Source organism: Cupriavidus sp. DB3, assembly GCF_020418465.1.
GTDB lineage: Bacteria > Pseudomonadota > Gammaproteobacteria > Burkholderiales > Burkholderiaceae > Cupriavidus > Cupriavidus cauae.
This window is the reverse complement of sequence record NZ_JAIZPL010000002.1, coordinates 295,005-310,559: the sequence shown is the minus strand read 5'-3', so window position 1 is coordinate 310,559 and position 15,555 is coordinate 295,005. Positions and strand designations below refer to the sequence as shown.

Genomic DNA, 15,555 nt, shown 5'->3' with positions numbered 1-15,555 from the left:
GGAACCGCCGGCATGCACCCCGCCCGTTCAGGCGCCGAACCATGCATCGAAGCTTGCCCTGGCCTGCTCCCATGGCGCGCGCTCATGCGGCGCGTCCGGCGGGGCGGCAAACCACTGCGCGAGATAGCCCACGGCATAGGACCATTGCGCCCGCGGCAAGCTGATGGCGAGGTCCCATGCCGCCTGCCTTGCGCGGTCGAAGCGTGGCTGGCGTCCGCCCTGCCCGGCAGCCTCCCGCTCGCTCTCCAGGGCCAACAGCCTGCCGAGCAAATGCGCCAGCCATTCGCGCCGTTCCGGTCCGGACAATCGGGTGCGCACGATCGCGGCAGCGAGCGGGACCGCGGACCTTGGCCAGCGGTCCTGCAATCCCTGTCCCGGCGCATTCCACTTCTCCAGCCGGCGGAACGGGCGCAGGTCCGCCAGACAGAGGCGCAGATCGTCCGCATCGAGGGGCTCGATCAGCTTCCATGCCCGCTGGACCCGTTCGGCGTCGTGATCCGTCACCGCGTCGAGCTGGTGGGCAAACAGGGCCGCCGCGGCAAGCGTTGCGGGCCTCCGGCACTGCGGAATCGCTTCGAGCTGCCCGATCCAATAGTCGGCGAGTATCCGCCCAGCAGCTTCGACCCGTCCTCGAAGCGCGGGCCTGCAGCCCCACTGGCCGGTCCATTTCGCGCCCCGTTCGCAGACGGTACGGACGAGGTCGGCAAGCTCGCCGAAGTGACCCGTCTGCGCAAGCGGATCCGCCAGTGCCGACAGGTCGACGAGATCCTCCAGACCCGACCACCTCCCGTCGTCCAGCCATTGCCGCACGGCGCTCACCTGCTGCGCCGGCGCAAGGCCTCGGATGACCTTGACGACGCGACGCCTCGCGGCTGGCCGGCCGGCCTGCGCCCAGCGCGCGAGTGCGCCATATTCGCCGTGGTCGCGCGCCAAGGCTGCGGCGCCGGCAAGCGTCGATTCGGTCAGGCCCGATGCGTTGATCGCGTCCCGGCCGTAGTACAGCGCCTCCTTCAGCAGTGCGGAACGGGTCGAAGGCGGCAACGCCGTTGCGTCCAGCGCGACGGATTGCAAGCGCAGCAGCCGGGTGGGATCGGGCGCGGGCGACTGGCAAATCGGCAGGACCGAGCCCAGCAATCGCAGCGTTTCTGCGTGCTCGCCCCGCAGCGCCGCGTCCCACAAGGTGTCCCATGTCGCCAGATCCGGCACGAAGCGCAACAGCGCGGCACGGAGATGGAGCCGCTGCGGCTCGGTCAAGGCCGCAGCCTGCATCCGCTGCGCGATGTCGCCGAGCAATTCGGTTCGTTGCGTGCGGCTGACATGCTGGAACGGACCTGGGGAAGCCTCGGTGCCCAGCAGACAGGCGATGGCGTGAAACGGTCCATCGCCCGGCAGGGAAAAGACCGTATCCAGCAGCAGCGTCGAATGTCGCGACGCCGTTGCGGCGTCGATGCCGAAGAATGCGTGCTGTCCGTCGATGCCGGGAAGGCAGCCGGCAAGCGCGGCGATCAAGCGACCGCGTTGCGCGGGATCGGCCTCGTCCCGCGCCACGCACTGGAGCAGGGCGCGCCACGGGGCCGCAGCGTCCTGGTCGTTGGCGCAGGCGCGTGCGAAAGCCGCCGTGCCGACCGACAGCGCTTCGGCCTGCTCGGCAGCGGGGAACGCCCGAGCCAGCGCCAGCGCCGCGGAAGCGTCCGGCAGCAACTGGCTGGCGATGCCGCACGGCTTCGCGCGGTTCTCCAGCGCGAGGGCTGTGCGCCTGAGCCTTGCCGATAGCGCAAGCGGTTCGGCCGCGATCATGGCGACGCAGTCGAGCAAGGTGTCGAGGCTCACCACGGCCGCACGTTCGTCGATGCAACTCTCCAGTGTGTTCAGCGGCACCGTCCGAAGCGGCGCGGGCAGCCGCAGGGTCTGTTCCAGCAGCAGCCGGAAACCGGCGTCGTGTCCGGATCGCGGCAGGCCGCGAAGCCGGCCGACCAGCGTGCCCAGAACCGCCGCGCGCGAGGCGGGTGGCAGGCCGCCGAATGGCTGGGCCGATCCATCGGACAGGACTGCCGCCAGCTCGCCAACGGTCCATACGCTGGCGGCGCGCCGAAGCGCCAGATCGTGGCGTGCATGTCGCTCGAGCCGGGTTTGCAGACCCTTCGAAACCTGCCGTTCCAGGCAGAGCCTGGATTGCGGCGGCAGCAGCGCGAGGATGAAGTCGTGCACCGGTGCGGGCAGCAACTCCAGGCCGGACATGGTGGCCGGCTGCGGAACCGGCTCGGATGGCGGGGTGCCGTCGGCGAGGCAAGGGGCAACGGTCTGGCGGGCGGGGCTGGCTTGCATGACGGGTCTCTTCGGCGAACCGGCGGTGGACGGCCGGAATGGCGCCCGACTGCCGCGGTTCGCGGGCCCGGCATTCTGTCGGCGGATGTGGAGGGCCGCGATCCGGAAGCGGCCGCGCCTTTCGGTTCTCGGTCCCGCCGCATGCCGTGCGCGGAATGTCCATTGGGGGAGAAAGAAGGCCTACCCTACTCGACAGCGACAGCGACAGCGACAGCGACAGCGACAGCGACAGCGACAGCGACAGCGACCGCCGCGCCGCCCTAGCGCCGATATGCGTCGAACTGGGCCACGGCCTGCTGCCAGGCCCTGAGCGCCGACGGATCGCGCGAGGCGGGGGCAAACCAGGCCGCGATCGTGCCGTGCACAGCGTCGATGGCCTCCCTCGGCAGGGCGCTCGCGATACGCCACAGCGCCTGCCGGACCGTATCGAAGCGGTTGCGCTCCAAGTCCGGACGGAAATCACCCATCCGGCCTTCGGCCTCGACCAGCCGCGCCAGCCAGCGGCGGCGCTCGGGCGCGGTGAAGCGCGTGCGAACCAGCTCGGCGGCGCGCAGCAGCGTCGGCCTGGCCCAGCACTCGCCCAACAGCAGGTCGCCGTCGCCGGGCAGCTTGCGGGATGCCTGCTTGAGCCGGTACAGGATCTCCATCGCGGTACGCACCGCCGGCGCATCGAGCCGGTCGATCAGGTCCCAGGTGCGATCGATCAGCGGCGATGCAGCGGCCTGCAGCCACAGGCCGCTGGTCAGTTGGGCGACCTCCGCCAGCAGCTCCGGCGGGCGAGCGGCGGGGGCGGACGCCTCCAGCACGCCGAGCATGTCCGCGGCCAGTTCCGGCAAGGCGTCGTGCGCCGCCGAGGGCAGCAGCGTCGGCCCGGTTTCCAGCAGGCGGCTGCAGCGCCGGGTCCAGGCAGTGGACATCTCGCCCAGTTCCTCCCAGCAGCCCATCGCTTGCAGTTGCCGTGCCAGCGGCAGCGGCACGGGCAGCAGTTCGTCGACCCAACCGCGCAGCGCCAGCCATTGCGAGAAGGCACGCGCCTGCACCGGCGGCGGCAATTTCCAGATGACGGACAGGATACGGTCGGCCGGCTGGTCGTCATCGGTGGCCACCCATTGCACGAGCGGCAGCAACTGGTGGTGGCGCAGGGCCAGTTCGCCGATCGCATCGAACATGGCTTCGGCGTCGGCCGTGCCGGGCGCGCAGAAGAGCCCGGCCTGGCACATCAGCGCGGCGCGCTGCTCGGGCGTCGGCGCGGTGGCCGTCAGGCAGTAGTCTTGCGCGCGCCGCCACGCATGGACCGGATCGCAAGGGTGCCAGCGCTGGACATGGACCAGCAGCATCGCCAGCGACGGCAGCGACCGCCGTTCGACCTCGTCCCATAGCGCGTGCCATGCCGGAACCTGCTGCGCGGGCGGCAGATAGGGAATCAGTTCGGCGCGTACGTGCAGCTGCTGCGCCGTCTGCATGCGCGATGCCTTCAGATGGGCGAGCAGCGACGCGATCGCCGGCTCGGCGCGCTCGGGGTCGCTGAGCAGCGTGGCCGTGGCGGTGCGGATGGCCGCGCGGGCGGCCGCGAAGCCGGCGTCGCCGGGCAGCGCCGCCGCGCCATGGAGCACCACGCTCCAGCGCTGCAACGCCTCGTCCGGTGAAGGCGCCCGGCCGTGGTACTCGCTCGCGGTGCGGCCGCCGGGCAGCAGCGTCAGCAGGGCGCAGAACAGGCGCGCGGCAAAGGCGGCATCGCGGCCGATCTCGCCGGCGGCGGCCGCCAGCAGTGCCGACCAGTCCGCCGCGTAGGCGGCGTGATCGCGCGAACCGGCCATCAGCGCGCACAGCAGCTGCTCGAATCCCTGGCGCTGCTCGCAGGCGGGCAAGGCGCGCGCCACGGCCAGTGCGCGGGTGGCGTCGGGCAACAGCGTCGTCGCCAGCCGCCGGACCGATGGCGTGGGCCGGGGTCCGACGGCGCGGCGCAGGGCCGCGACGCGCGCCCGTGCGCCGACCGCCAGCGGCACCATCGCAACCGCCTGCGCCAGGCGCATCCACTGCGCTTCGTCGAGCTCGCCGCTGGTGAGCGGGTCCGCGATGCAGGCGGCCAGCGCGTCCAGCACCGGCCCGGCCGCGCCGGACACCGTATCGAGTCGGTCGAGTACCGCTTCGATGGCGCTCCAGCGTTCGCCACGCGGCAATTCGGGCAGGCGCGCCAGCATGCCGGCCATTACCTGGGCGCGTCCGAACACAGGCAGGCTGGACTGCGGCAGGACGCCCAGCTGCGCCCGCAGCGATGCCGCGGACCAGATGTCGGTCACCTGCATCAGCGCGCCGTCGATGGCGGCGCGAGCCCGCAGGCTCCGGCTCAGCGCATGGCAGGTCTTGCGCTCCAGCGTGACGCGGTCATGCAGGGACAGGAAGTCGAGCACGTGCTCGAGGATCGATTGCGGCAGCAGCGTCAGCCATGGGCGCGCGGTTTCGGCTGCTACCGCGTGGCCGGCAGGTGCGCTGAAGGCGTTCGACGAGGACGGTGAGGACGGTGAGGACGGTGAGGACGGTGAGGACGGTGAGGACGGTGCGAGTGGCGAAGGGTTCAGCATCGGTCGGCTCCGGCAGGGGAAGAGCGGGAGCGGCCAAGCCGGAACGGCAACGGCGGACCGCGCCCGGGGAACCGAACGATGCTCGGCGGCCGTCGCGCACGCTGTCGCGGAACCGCCGGAACGCTAGCTTTTTCGAGGACCGGCCAGCGTCCGGCGTGGTGCCGGGCGCTGGCCTGAAGGGATGGGGAGGAACGAGGTGAGGGAGGACGGCAGCCTGGGAAGAGCGAGCGGATCTGACGTAAAGGATCCGCCGGCGCCGATCAGCTGTTGCGCGACAGCGCGAGCCGCAGCAGGTCGGCCACGGTGTTGACGTTGAGCTTTTCCATGATGTTGGCGCGATGCGCTTCCACCGTCTTGATCGAGATGCCCAGATCGTCGGCGATCTGCTTGTTCAGGCGTCCGGCGACGATGCGCTCGAGCACCTGCTGTTCGCGCGTGGTCAGCTTGCCCAGCAGGTCCTGCGCGGCGCGCTGCTCGCGTGCGGCCGAATGGTCCGCCCTGGCCTTCTGCAGCATGCGCTCGACCAGCGCGCGCAGCTCGGATTCGTCGAACGGCTTCTCGATGAAGTCGATCGCGCCCTTCTTCATCGTCGATACCGCCATCGGCACGTCGCCGTGGCCGGTGATGAAGACGATCGGCAGATGGATGTTCTCCGCGATCATGCGCTCCTGCAGTTCGGGGCCGCTCATGCCGGGCATCCGCACGTCCAGGATCAGGCAGGAGACCTGGTTGGCATCGTAGGCGGCCAGGAATTGCTCGGCGCTGGCGAAACTGCGAACCTGGTAGCCATTGCCCTCCAGCAGCCAGGTCAGCGAGTCGCGCATCGCTTCATCGTCGTCGACGATGAAGACGGTCTCGCCGCGGTGGGGAGTGGGGTTTGGCGCTACGGTCATGAAGTCTCCTGATGCTGCGTCTGTGCGATTCGGCTAGTGTAACTCCGGCCGCCTGCGCCGCACACCCGCCACGGCGGGGGCAGCGGGGCGGCCGGTTCTCCGATGGTCTTGCCGATCCGGCCCTGCCGATCTGCCCTCATCGAGGGCGCTCACTGATCGGCAACCTCCGGCTCCAGCGGCAGCATGATTTTAAACGTACAGCCGATGCCGTCCGCATTGTTTTCGACCCACAGCCGGCCCTGGTGCGACTCGATGATCGAGCGGCAGATATTCAGGCCCATGCCCATGCCGTCAGACTTGGTGCTGAAGAAGGGCTCGAACAGCCGTTCCTTGGTGGCCTCGTCCACGCCCGGACCCTGGTCGATCACGTCGATGCAGACGGTCTGGCCGAGCTCGCCCTGGTCGATGCGGGCGTGCAGCCGCACCACGCCCGCGGCGCGCATCGCCGGCAGGCCCGACATCGCCTCGACCGCGTTCTTCAGCAGATTGACGAGGACCTGCTCGATCAGCACCGGGTCGACATAGAGCGTGACCGGCGGAGGCGGCAGCCGGGTCAGGATCGTCACGCGGCGGCGCGTGGCTTCGATATCGGCCAGCCCCACCGCGTCGGCGACGATATCGTGCAGCGCGGTCTCGCGCCGCTGCGGCTGGCTGCGTTTGACGAAGCCCCGGATGCGGCTGATGATCGTGCCGGCGCGCACCGCCTGGGCCGAGGTCTTTTCCAGGATCGGCATCAGGTCCTCTGGCGTGCTGCGCCCCGAGCGCAGCCGCGCCACCGCGCCCATGCAGTAGTTGTTGATGGCCGCCAGCGGCTGGTTCAGTTCGTGCGCCAGCGACGAGGCCATCTCGCCCATGGTGGTCAGGCGGCTGGTGAACTGCAGGCGTTCCTCGTGCTGGCGGGCCATTTCCTCGGCCGCCTTGCGCACCGTGATGTCGGTGGCGATCTGCATCTGCGCCAGATGGCCGTCGACCCACTGGATATAGCGGCGCCGCACCTCGAACCACTTCTGCATGTCCGGCACGAAGATCTCGCGCGCGTCGGACGCATACGGCATCAGCTCGGAGGCCGGCAGGCCGGCATAGGCGTCGACGAAATCGGTATGGTCGCTGGTGACCTGTTCCTGCTCGACCTCGCCACCGGCGAGCTTCAGATGGCCCTCGGGCTCCCAGCCGAACAGCTGCCGGTAATAGCGGTTGGCGAACAGCAGCTCCGGCTTGTCGGTGGCGAGCACCGACACCGCGGCATCCAGACTTTCCAGCACGGTGGTGAAGCGGTCGTGCGCGGCGGCCAGTTCCTCGCGCGCGCGCTTGGGCTCGGTGATATCCGTCATCGAGCTCATCCAGCCGGTATGGCGGCCGCGGCTGTCGATCAGCGGCGACACATACATGCGGGCGAAGAAGCTGGTGCCGTCGCGGCGCATCACGCGCATCTCGTAGCCGCCGGTGGGCGACTTGCCCTGCAGCGTCAGATCGATCTGTCGCTGCATCTCCTGCTGGTCGTTGGGCGGCCAGTAGGGGAAGGGCGGCACGCGCCCGACCAGCTCGTGCTCCTGCCAGCCGGTCATGCGGCAGAAGGCCGGGTTCACATAGGTGATGCGCCCGTTCAGGTCGAGCGCGCGCAGCCCGATCAGCATCGAGTTTTCCATCGCGCGGCGGAACGAGGTCTCGGCCAGCAGCGCGCGCTGCGCCTCGGAGCGGCGGCTGGTATGCCGCCACATGCTCCACAGGCTCCACAGCAGGAAGCACGACAGCCCGACCACCAGCCACAGCAGCATGTTGTTGGGCAGGTTCGACGCGGGCGGATAGGCATCGGCGCGCAGCGACAGGGAATGGCCCGGCGGGTCGAGCAGCACCTCGTAGGACAGCGCGGTGGCGGGCACCGGCCGCAGCGAGGTGCTGGCGCGCAGCTGGTTGTTCTTGTCGATCAGCGAGAAGCGGTAGCGCTCGGTCAGCTCGGGCGGCAGCAGATGGGTCAGGATGCCGTTGATCGAATAGAGCGCGCCCAGCGTGCCGAGGAACTCGTTGTCGCGCACGATCGGCACCTGCATCAGCATGAAGCTGTCGCCGCGTTCGTTGACGAGCGGGCGCGAATAGACCACGCGCTGGGTCTCGCGCGCGGTGTCGAAGGTGTCGAGCACATCGGGCTCGAGCGGCTGCTCCGGCGTCTCGCGCAGCCGCGCGGCGAATTCCGACGTGGAAGGCAGCGACCAGCGCGCGCGCCGCGTGGCGTCGAGCCAGTTGATGAAGACGATTTCCGGGTTCTCGCGCAGCACCTCCTGCGCGGCGGTGCGATAGGCGCGCTGGTCGAGCTGCGCGGCGGCGATGTCGCGCGCCAGCGAGGCGAGCTGATCCTGATTGCTCAGCAGCGACAGCCGCACGCGTTGCTGCGCCCAGGCGGCGTCGCGATACAGCGCGTCGCGTTGTTGCTGGCGCTCGGTCTCGTGCAGGGACCACAGGATCACGCCCATCGCGCCGGAGAACAGCACGATCGCCACCAGCGGGATGAACATGAACCAGCTGGTCGCGACCAGGTTGCGCCAGCGCAGCCACCACAGGCCGCGCGGCGGGCCCGTGAAGGAGCGGCCGTCGGCGGCCTCGTCGGCGGGGCCCAGCCCCTCGAGCGCGTCCAGCGGCGTCAGCGCGCTCAACTGGTCGATCGCGCCGGGGCCGCCGCCAGGGATCCCGGCGCCGCCGGCATCGCGGGAGGCATCGGCGGCGGGGGGAATCATCGGCAGGCGGAGGGCCGGCAGCAGCCGGCGGACGAGGCGGTGGATGGACAGCATGATGGGATTGACGACTGACCGGGCAGTGTAGCTCGATTGCTGCAGTGCGTCGCTTGGGGAAAGCGCCTATGCGGCACGCGCCGCGCTCCGTCTGCCCGCGGGCCGCGTGGGGGCGCGGCTGGCGGCCTCGTGGTGCGTTGCGGCAATATTTCGCATCATGAGAAACGATACCGTAATTTGAAAATTTCGCTTGTGCTGAGAAATCGCCTTCCATAGAATCGGTGCCGACCGAACGATGCGGGAGGAAGGCGGTCGGACCTTGTCCGGGTGTCAGCGACACGCCGGCGACAGGCCAGCCCATCCGCCCATCCACGCCTCGCTCCGCACCCCCGTCAGACAGCGCCAGGCCAGCCACCCACGAAAGCGGCCGTTGCTGGCGCACGCATTCCACAGGAGACGATCCATGTCAGCCGTACCAGAGCAGATCCTCGGCGCAGCCGGCGCCAACGACGCCGACCCGCAGGAAACCCAAGAATGGCTGGAGGCCCTGCAGGGCGTGATCGGCGCGGAAGGTAGCGAGCGCGCGGCCTTCCTGATCGACAAGCAGATCGAATATGCCCGCGTCAATGGCGTCACCCAGCCGTTCCACGCGGAAACCCCGTACATCAACACGATCCCGGTCGAGCAGCAGGCGCGCATCCCGGGCGACCAGGACATCGAGCACCGCATCCGTTCGTACTCGCGCTGGAACGCGATGGCGATGGTGCTGCGGGCCAACAAGCACACCAACGTCGGCGGCCACATCTCGTCGTACGCGTCGGCGGCCACGCTGTACGACGTCGGCTACAACCACTTCTGGCATGCGCCGTCGGACAAGCACGGCGGCGACCTGGTCTTCGTGCAGGGCCACTCGGCTCCGGGCGTCTATTCGCGCGCCTTCCTGCTGGGCCGGCTGACCGCCGAGCAGCTCGACAACTTCCGCCAGGAAGTCGACGGCAAGGGCATCTCGTCGTACCCGCACCCGTGGCTGATGCCGGACTTCTGGCAGTTCCCGACCGTGTCAATGGGCCTGGGCCCGATCATGGCGATCTACCAGGCCCGCTTCATGAAGTACCTGCAGAGCCGCGGCCTGGTCAACACCGAGGGCCGCAAGGTCTGGGCCTTCCTCGGCGACGGCGAGACCGACGAGCCGGAATCGCTGGGCGCGATCGGCATGGCCGGCCGCGAGCAGCTGGACAACCTGGTCTTCGTCATCAACTGCAACCTGCAGCGCCTGGATGGTCCGGTGCGCGGCAACGGCAAGATCATCCAGGAACTGGAGTCGGAATTCCGCGGCGCCGGCTGGAACGTGATCAAGGTCGTCTGGGGCAGCCGCTGGGATTCGCTGCTGGCGCGCGACACCAAGGGCCTGCTGATGAAGCGCATGATGGAGTGCGTCGACGGCGAGTACCAGACCTTCAAGGCCAAGGACGGCGCCTACGTGCGCGAGCACTTCTTCAACACGCCCGAGCTCAAGGCGATGGTGGCCGACTGGTCCGATGACGACATCTGGCGCCTGAACCGCGGCGGCCACGATCCGCACAAGATCTACGCCGCCTACAAGGCCGCCACCGAGCACAAGGGCCAGCCGACGCTGATCCTGGCCAAGACCATCAAGGGCTATGGCATGGGCGATGCCGGCCAGGCGATGAACATCACGCACCAGCAGAAGAAGATGCCGGTCGAGGCGATCCGCCGCTTCCGCGACCAGTTCAACCTGCCGGTGCCGGACGACAAGCTGGAAGAAGTCCCGTACCTGACCTTCGAGGAAGGCTCGAAGGAACTCGAATACATGCGCGCCCGCCGCATGGAGCTTGGCGGCTACCTGCCGACGCGCCGCCAGAAGGCCGATCCGCTGCCGGTGCCCGACCTGTCGGCCTTCTCGGCGCTGCTCAAGGCCACCGGCGAGGGCCGCGAGGTCTCGACCACGATGGCCTTCGTGCGGATCCTGAACACGCTGCTCAAGGACAAGCAGATCGGCAAGCATGTGGTGCCCATCGTCCCGGACGAGTCGCGCACCTTCGGCATGGAAGGCCTGTTCCGCCAGATCGGCATCTGGAACCAGCAGGGCCAGAAGTACGTGCCGGAAGACCATGACCAGCTGATGTTCTACAAGGAATCGCAGACTGGCCAGGTGCTGCAGGAAGGCATCAACGAAGCCGGCGCGATGTGCGACTGGATCGCGGCCGCCACGTCGTACTCGACGCACGGCGTGCAGATGATCCCGTTCTACATCTACTACTCGATGTTCGGCATCCAGCGGATCGGCGATCTGTGCTGGGCCGCCGCCGACATGCGTTCGCGCGGCTTCCTGCTGGGCGGCACCTCGGGCCGGACCACGCTGAACGGCGAAGGCCTGCAGCACGAGGACGGCCACTCGCACGTGTTCCACGCGGTGATCCCGAACTGCATCTCGTACGACCCGACCTTCCAGTACGAACTGGCGGTGATCATGCAGGACGGCCTGCGCCGCATGTACGCCGAGCAGGAGGACGTGTACTACTACCTGACGGTGATGAACGAGAACTACGAGCATCCGGAAATGCCGGCTGGCGTGGAAAAGGACATCGTCAAGGGCATGTACGCCTTCCGCAAGGGCGCCGAGAACAGCAACGCCCCGCGCGTGCAGCTGCTCGGCTCGGGCACGATCTTCCGCGAGGTGATCGCCGCCGCCGAACTGCTGAAGAAGGACTGGGGCGTCGAGTCGGACCTGTGGAGCTGCCCGAGCTTCACCGAGCTGGCCCGCGAAGGCCAGGCCGCCGAGCGCTGGAACCTGCTGCATCCGACCGAGACGCCGCGCGAATCGCACGTGACCCAGTGCCTGAAGTCGGTGCGCGGTCCGGTGATCGCGTCGACCGACTACGTGCGCGCCTTCGCCGAGCAGATCCGCCCGTTCGTGCCGCGCCGCTACGTGGTGCTGGGCACCGACGGCTTCGGCCGCTCGGATACCCGCGAGAAGCTGCGCCACTTCTTCGAGGTGGACCGCCACTGGGTCACGCTGGCCGCCCTGAAGGCGCTTGCGGACGAGGGCGCCATCCCGCGCGACAAGGTCGCCGAGGCCATCAAGAAGTACAACCTCGACCCGAACAAGCCGAACCCGATGACGGTCTGATCCGGCTGTCACTCCCGCGAACCCCCGGGCACGGCAACGCCGCGCCCGGGTCGCCCGGGCCTTGCCTGGGCGTTGTCCAGTAAATGGCCGGGGCGCCGCGGCGTGACAAGGCACGTGCGTCAAAGTAATCTCGACGCTCTTGTTGCTTGTTGTCACGCGCGCCGTCCTGTCCAGGAGACACTGAATGAGTCAAGCGATTGAAATCAAGGTGCCGGATATCGGCGACTACGACGCCGTTCCCGTCATCGAAGTCCACGTGAAGCCGGGCGATACGATCAACGCCGAGGATGCGCTGGTCACGCTGGAATCGGACAAGGCAACGATGGACGTGCCCTCGCCGCAGGGCGGCACGGTCAAGGAAGTCAAGGTCAAGGTCGGCGACAACGTGGCCGAGGGCTCGGTGCTGGTGATGCTTGAACCCGCGGGCGCCGCTGCTCCTGCGCCGGCTCCCGCTCCGGCCGCCGCGGCTCCGGCCCCGGCGCCTGCCGCTGCAGCGACCCCGGCACCGGCTCCCGCCGCTGCGCCGGCTTCCGCGCCGGCCGCTGCCGGTGGCGGCACCGTCGAGGTCAAGGTACCCGACATCGGCGACTACGACGGCGTGCCCGTCATCGAGGTCCACGTGAAGCCCGGCGACAGCGTCAATGCCGAGGATTCGCTGATCACGCTCGAATCGGACAAGGCGACCATGGACGTGCCGTCGCCGTCGGCCGGCGTGGTCAAGGAAGTCAAGGTCAAGGTCGGCGACAACGTGTCCGAAGGCACGCTGATCGTGATTCTGGAAGGCGCCGGTGGCGGCGCTGCTGCCGCGGCCTCGCCCGCTGCTGCCCCGGCGCCTGCCGCGGCGCCCGCTCCCGCTGCGGCCGCTGCCCCCGCACCGGCCGCTGCGCCGGCTCCTGCCGCCGCCGCTCAGGCCCCGGCCGCTGCGCAGGCCGCGCCGGCAGGCGTCAGCGGCAAGGCCGCGCACGCCAGCCCGTCGGTGCGCAAGTACGCGCGCGAGCTGGGCGTCGACGTGTCGCGCGTGCCCGGCTCCGGTCCCAAGGGCCGCATCACCCATGAGGACGTGCAGCGCTACGTCAAGGGCGTGATGACTGGCCAGGCCGCGGCCCCGGCGCAAGCGGCCGCCGCGGGCGCCGGTGGCGGCGAGCTCGGCCTGCTGCCGTGGCCGAAGGTCGATTTCACCCGCTACGGCGAGATCGAAAGCAAGCCGCTGTCGCGCATCAAGAAGATTTCCGGCGCGAACCTGCATCGCAACTGGGTGATGATCCCCCACGTCACGAATCACGACGAGGCCGACATCACCGAGCTCGAGGCCTTCCGCGTGCAGCTGAACAAGGAATACGAGAAGCAGGGCGTCAAGGTGACGATGCTGGCCTTCATGATCAAGGCCACGGTCGCCGCGCTGAAGAAGTTCCCGAACTTCAACGCCTCGCTCGACGGCGACAACCTCGTTCTCAAGAAGTACTTCAACATCGGCTTCGCCGCCGATACGCCGAACGGCCTGGTCGTGCCGGTGATCAAGGACGCCGACAAGAAGGGCGTGATCGAGATCGCGCAGGAAATGGCGGAACTGGCCAAGCTCGCGCGCGACGGCAAGCTCAAGCCCGACCAGATGCAGGGCGGCTGCTTCTCGATCTCGTCGCTCGGCGGCCTCGGCGGTACCTACTTCACGCCGATCATCAATGCGCCCGAAGTGGCCATCATGGGCGTCTGCAAGTCGTATCAGAAGCCGGTCTGGGACGGCAAGCAGTTCGTGCCGCGCCTGACGCTGCCGCTGTCGCTGTCGTGGGACCACCGCGTGATCGACGGCGCCGAGGCGGCCCGCTTCAATACCTACTTCGGTCAGCTGCTGGCCGATTTCCGCCGCATTCTGCTGTAAGCGGCCCGGCCACAGGAGCAAAGCATGAGTGTGATCGAAGTCAAGGTGCCGGACATCGGCGATTTCGACGCGGTAGAGGTGATCGAGGTCCTGGTCAAGCCGGGCGACACGATCGAGCAGGAGCAGTCGCTGATCGTGCTGGAGTCGGACAAGGCCAGCATGGACGTGCCGTCGTCGGCGGCCGGCAAGGTCGTCGAGGTCAAGGTCAAGGTCGGCGACAAGGTGGCCAAGGACACGGTGATCTGCACGGTCGAGGCGCAGGCCGCGGCGCCTGCACCGGCATCGGCATCGGCATCGGCTCCCGCGGCTGCCAGCCCGGCCCCCGCGCCGGCTCCGGCCGCATCGCCGGCTCCCGCACCCGCATCGGCACCGGCGCCGGCCGCGGCAACGCATGCCGGCGGCGCCGACATCCAGTGCGAGATGCTGGTGCTGGGCGCCGGCCCCGGCGGCTATTCGGCGGCGTTCCGCAGCGCCGACCTCGGCATGAATACCGTGCTGGTCGAGCGCTATGCCAGCCTCGGCGGGGTTTGCCTGAATGTCGGCTGCATCCCGTCGAAGGCGCTGCTGCATAACGCCGCGATCATCGACGAGGCCAAGGCGCTGGCCGCGCACGGCATCGTGTTCGGCGACGCGAAGATCGACCTGGACGGCCTGCGCAAGTACAAGGAATCGGTGGTCGGCAAGCTGACCGGCGGCCTGGCCGGCATGGCCAAGGCGCGCAAGGTGCAGGTCGTGCGCGGCGTCGGTACCTTCCTCGACCCGCATCATCTCGAGGTCGAGGAAACCAGCGGCGACGGCAAGGACACCACCGGCAAGAAGACGGTGATCCGCTTCGACAAGGCCATCATCGCGGCCGGCAGCCAGGCGGTGAAACTGCCGTTCATCCCGGAAGATCCGCGCATCGTCGACTCGACCGGCGCGCTGGAACTGCGCGAGATTCCCAAGCGCATGCTGGTGATCGGCGGCGGCATCATCGGGCTGGAAATGGCCACCGTCTACAGCACGCTGGGCGCCGGCATCGACGTCGTCGAAATGCTCGACGGCCTGATGCAGGGCGCGGACCGCGATCTGGTCAAGGTCTGGGAGAAGATGAACAAGCATCGCTTCGACAAGGTGATGCTCAAGACCAGGACCGTCGGCGTCGAAGCGAAGCCGGACGGCATCTACGTCAAGTTCGAGGGCGAGCAGGCCCCGGCGGAAGCGCAGCGCTACGACCTGGTGCTGGTGTCGGTGGGCCGCGCGCCCAACGGCAAGCGGATCGGCGCGGAGAAGGCCGGCGTCGCGGTGACCGACCGCGGCTTCATCGAGGTCGACAGCCAGATGCGCACCAACGTGCCGCACATCTTCGCGATCGGCGACATCGTCGGCCAACCGATGCTGGCCCACAAGGCCGTGCACGAGGCGCACGTTGCCGCGGAAGCCGCGCACGGCGAGAAGGCCTACTTCGATGCCAGGCAGATTCCGTCGGTGGCCTATACCGATCCGGAAGTGGCCTGGGCCGGCCTGACCGAGGAACAGTGCAAGGCGCAGGGCATCAAGTACGGCAAGGGCGTATTCCCGTGGGCCGCTTCGGGCCGCGCGATCGCCAACGGCCGCGACGAGGGCTTCACCAAGCTGCTGTTCGACGAGGAAACCCACCGCATCATCGGCGGCGGCATCGTTGGCACACACGCGGGCGACCTGATCGGCGAAGTGTGCCTGGCGATCGAAATGGGCGCCGACGCGGTGGATATCGGCAAGACCATCCACCCGCACCCGACGCTCGGTGAGTCGATCGGCATGGCGGCGGAGATCTACGAGGGCGTCTGCACGGACGTCCCGCCGCCGCGCAAGCGCTGAACGGCTGGTTGTAGCAGCACAGACAGGGCCCGCCGGGATGGCGGGCCTTGTTCTATTTGATAACGCAATTAACCGCCAGAATTAGCGAAAGGCCATCGATGGCTGCGCCCCGAGCTGGCAGGGAAGGGCGGTCGGCCACCAGGGCACCAGGGCACCAGGGCACCAG

7 protein-coding genes are annotated in these 15,555 nt (G+C 68.8%); 3 read left to right on the top strand and 4 right to left on the bottom strand.

Annotation, left to right across the window (positions count from 1 at the left end; all coding sequences use genetic code 11):
• Nucleotides 1-27: 27 nt before the first annotated feature.
• The 4 genes from K7G19_RS07010 to K7G19_RS06995 form a co-directional block, all read right to left on the bottom strand.
• Nucleotides 28-2,325, bottom strand: a complete 2,298-nt coding sequence (locus K7G19_RS07010) for a hypothetical protein (RefSeq protein WP_226106551.1) — start codon at nt 2,323-2,325, stop codon at nt 28-30.
• A gap of 260 nt (nt 2,326-2,585) precedes the next feature.
• Nucleotides 2,586-4,907, bottom strand: coding sequence for an F-box protein (locus K7G19_RS07005; RefSeq protein ID WP_226106550.1), 2,322 nt, complete (start codon nt 4,905-4,907; stop codon nt 2,586-2,588).
• Between the two features lie 260 nt (nt 4,908-5,167).
• Nucleotides 5,168-5,800 carry a response regulator transcription factor gene (locus tag K7G19_RS07000; RefSeq protein WP_006578226.1) on the bottom strand — a complete coding sequence of 211 codons (633 nt, stop codon included), beginning with the start codon at nt 5,798-5,800 and terminating at the stop codon, nt 5,168-5,170.
• A gap of 149 nt (nt 5,801-5,949) precedes the next feature.
• Nucleotides 5,950-8,583, bottom strand: a complete 2,634-nt coding sequence (locus K7G19_RS06995; protein ID WP_226106548.1) for a PAS domain S-box protein — start codon at nt 8,581-8,583, stop codon at nt 5,950-5,952.
• Nucleotides 8,584-8,986: 403 nt separating this feature from the next.
• Between K7G19_RS06995 and aceE the strand changes: the two genes are divergently transcribed.
• From aceE to lpdA, 3 genes are all read left to right on the top strand, one after another.
• The gene (gene aceE, locus K7G19_RS06990; protein ID WP_149318912.1) at nt 8,987-11,674 is read left to right on the top strand and encodes a pyruvate dehydrogenase (acetyl-transferring), homodimeric type; all 2,688 of its coding nucleotides are present in this window, start codon (nt 8,987-8,989) and stop codon (nt 11,672-11,674) included.
• Nucleotides 11,675-11,858: 184 nt separating this feature from the next.
• Nucleotides 11,859-13,550, top strand: coding sequence for a dihydrolipoyllysine-residue acetyltransferase (gene aceF / locus K7G19_RS06985; RefSeq protein ID WP_226106546.1), 1,692 nt, complete (start codon nt 11,859-11,861; stop codon nt 13,548-13,550).
• Nucleotides 13,551-13,574: 24 nt separating this feature from the next.
• Complete coding sequence (gene lpdA / locus K7G19_RS06980) at nt 13,575-15,389, top strand: dihydrolipoyl dehydrogenase (protein ID WP_149318910.1); 1,815 nt, start codon at nt 13,575-13,577, stop codon at nt 15,387-15,389.
• The last annotated feature ends 166 nt before the right edge of the window (nt 15,390-15,555 follow it).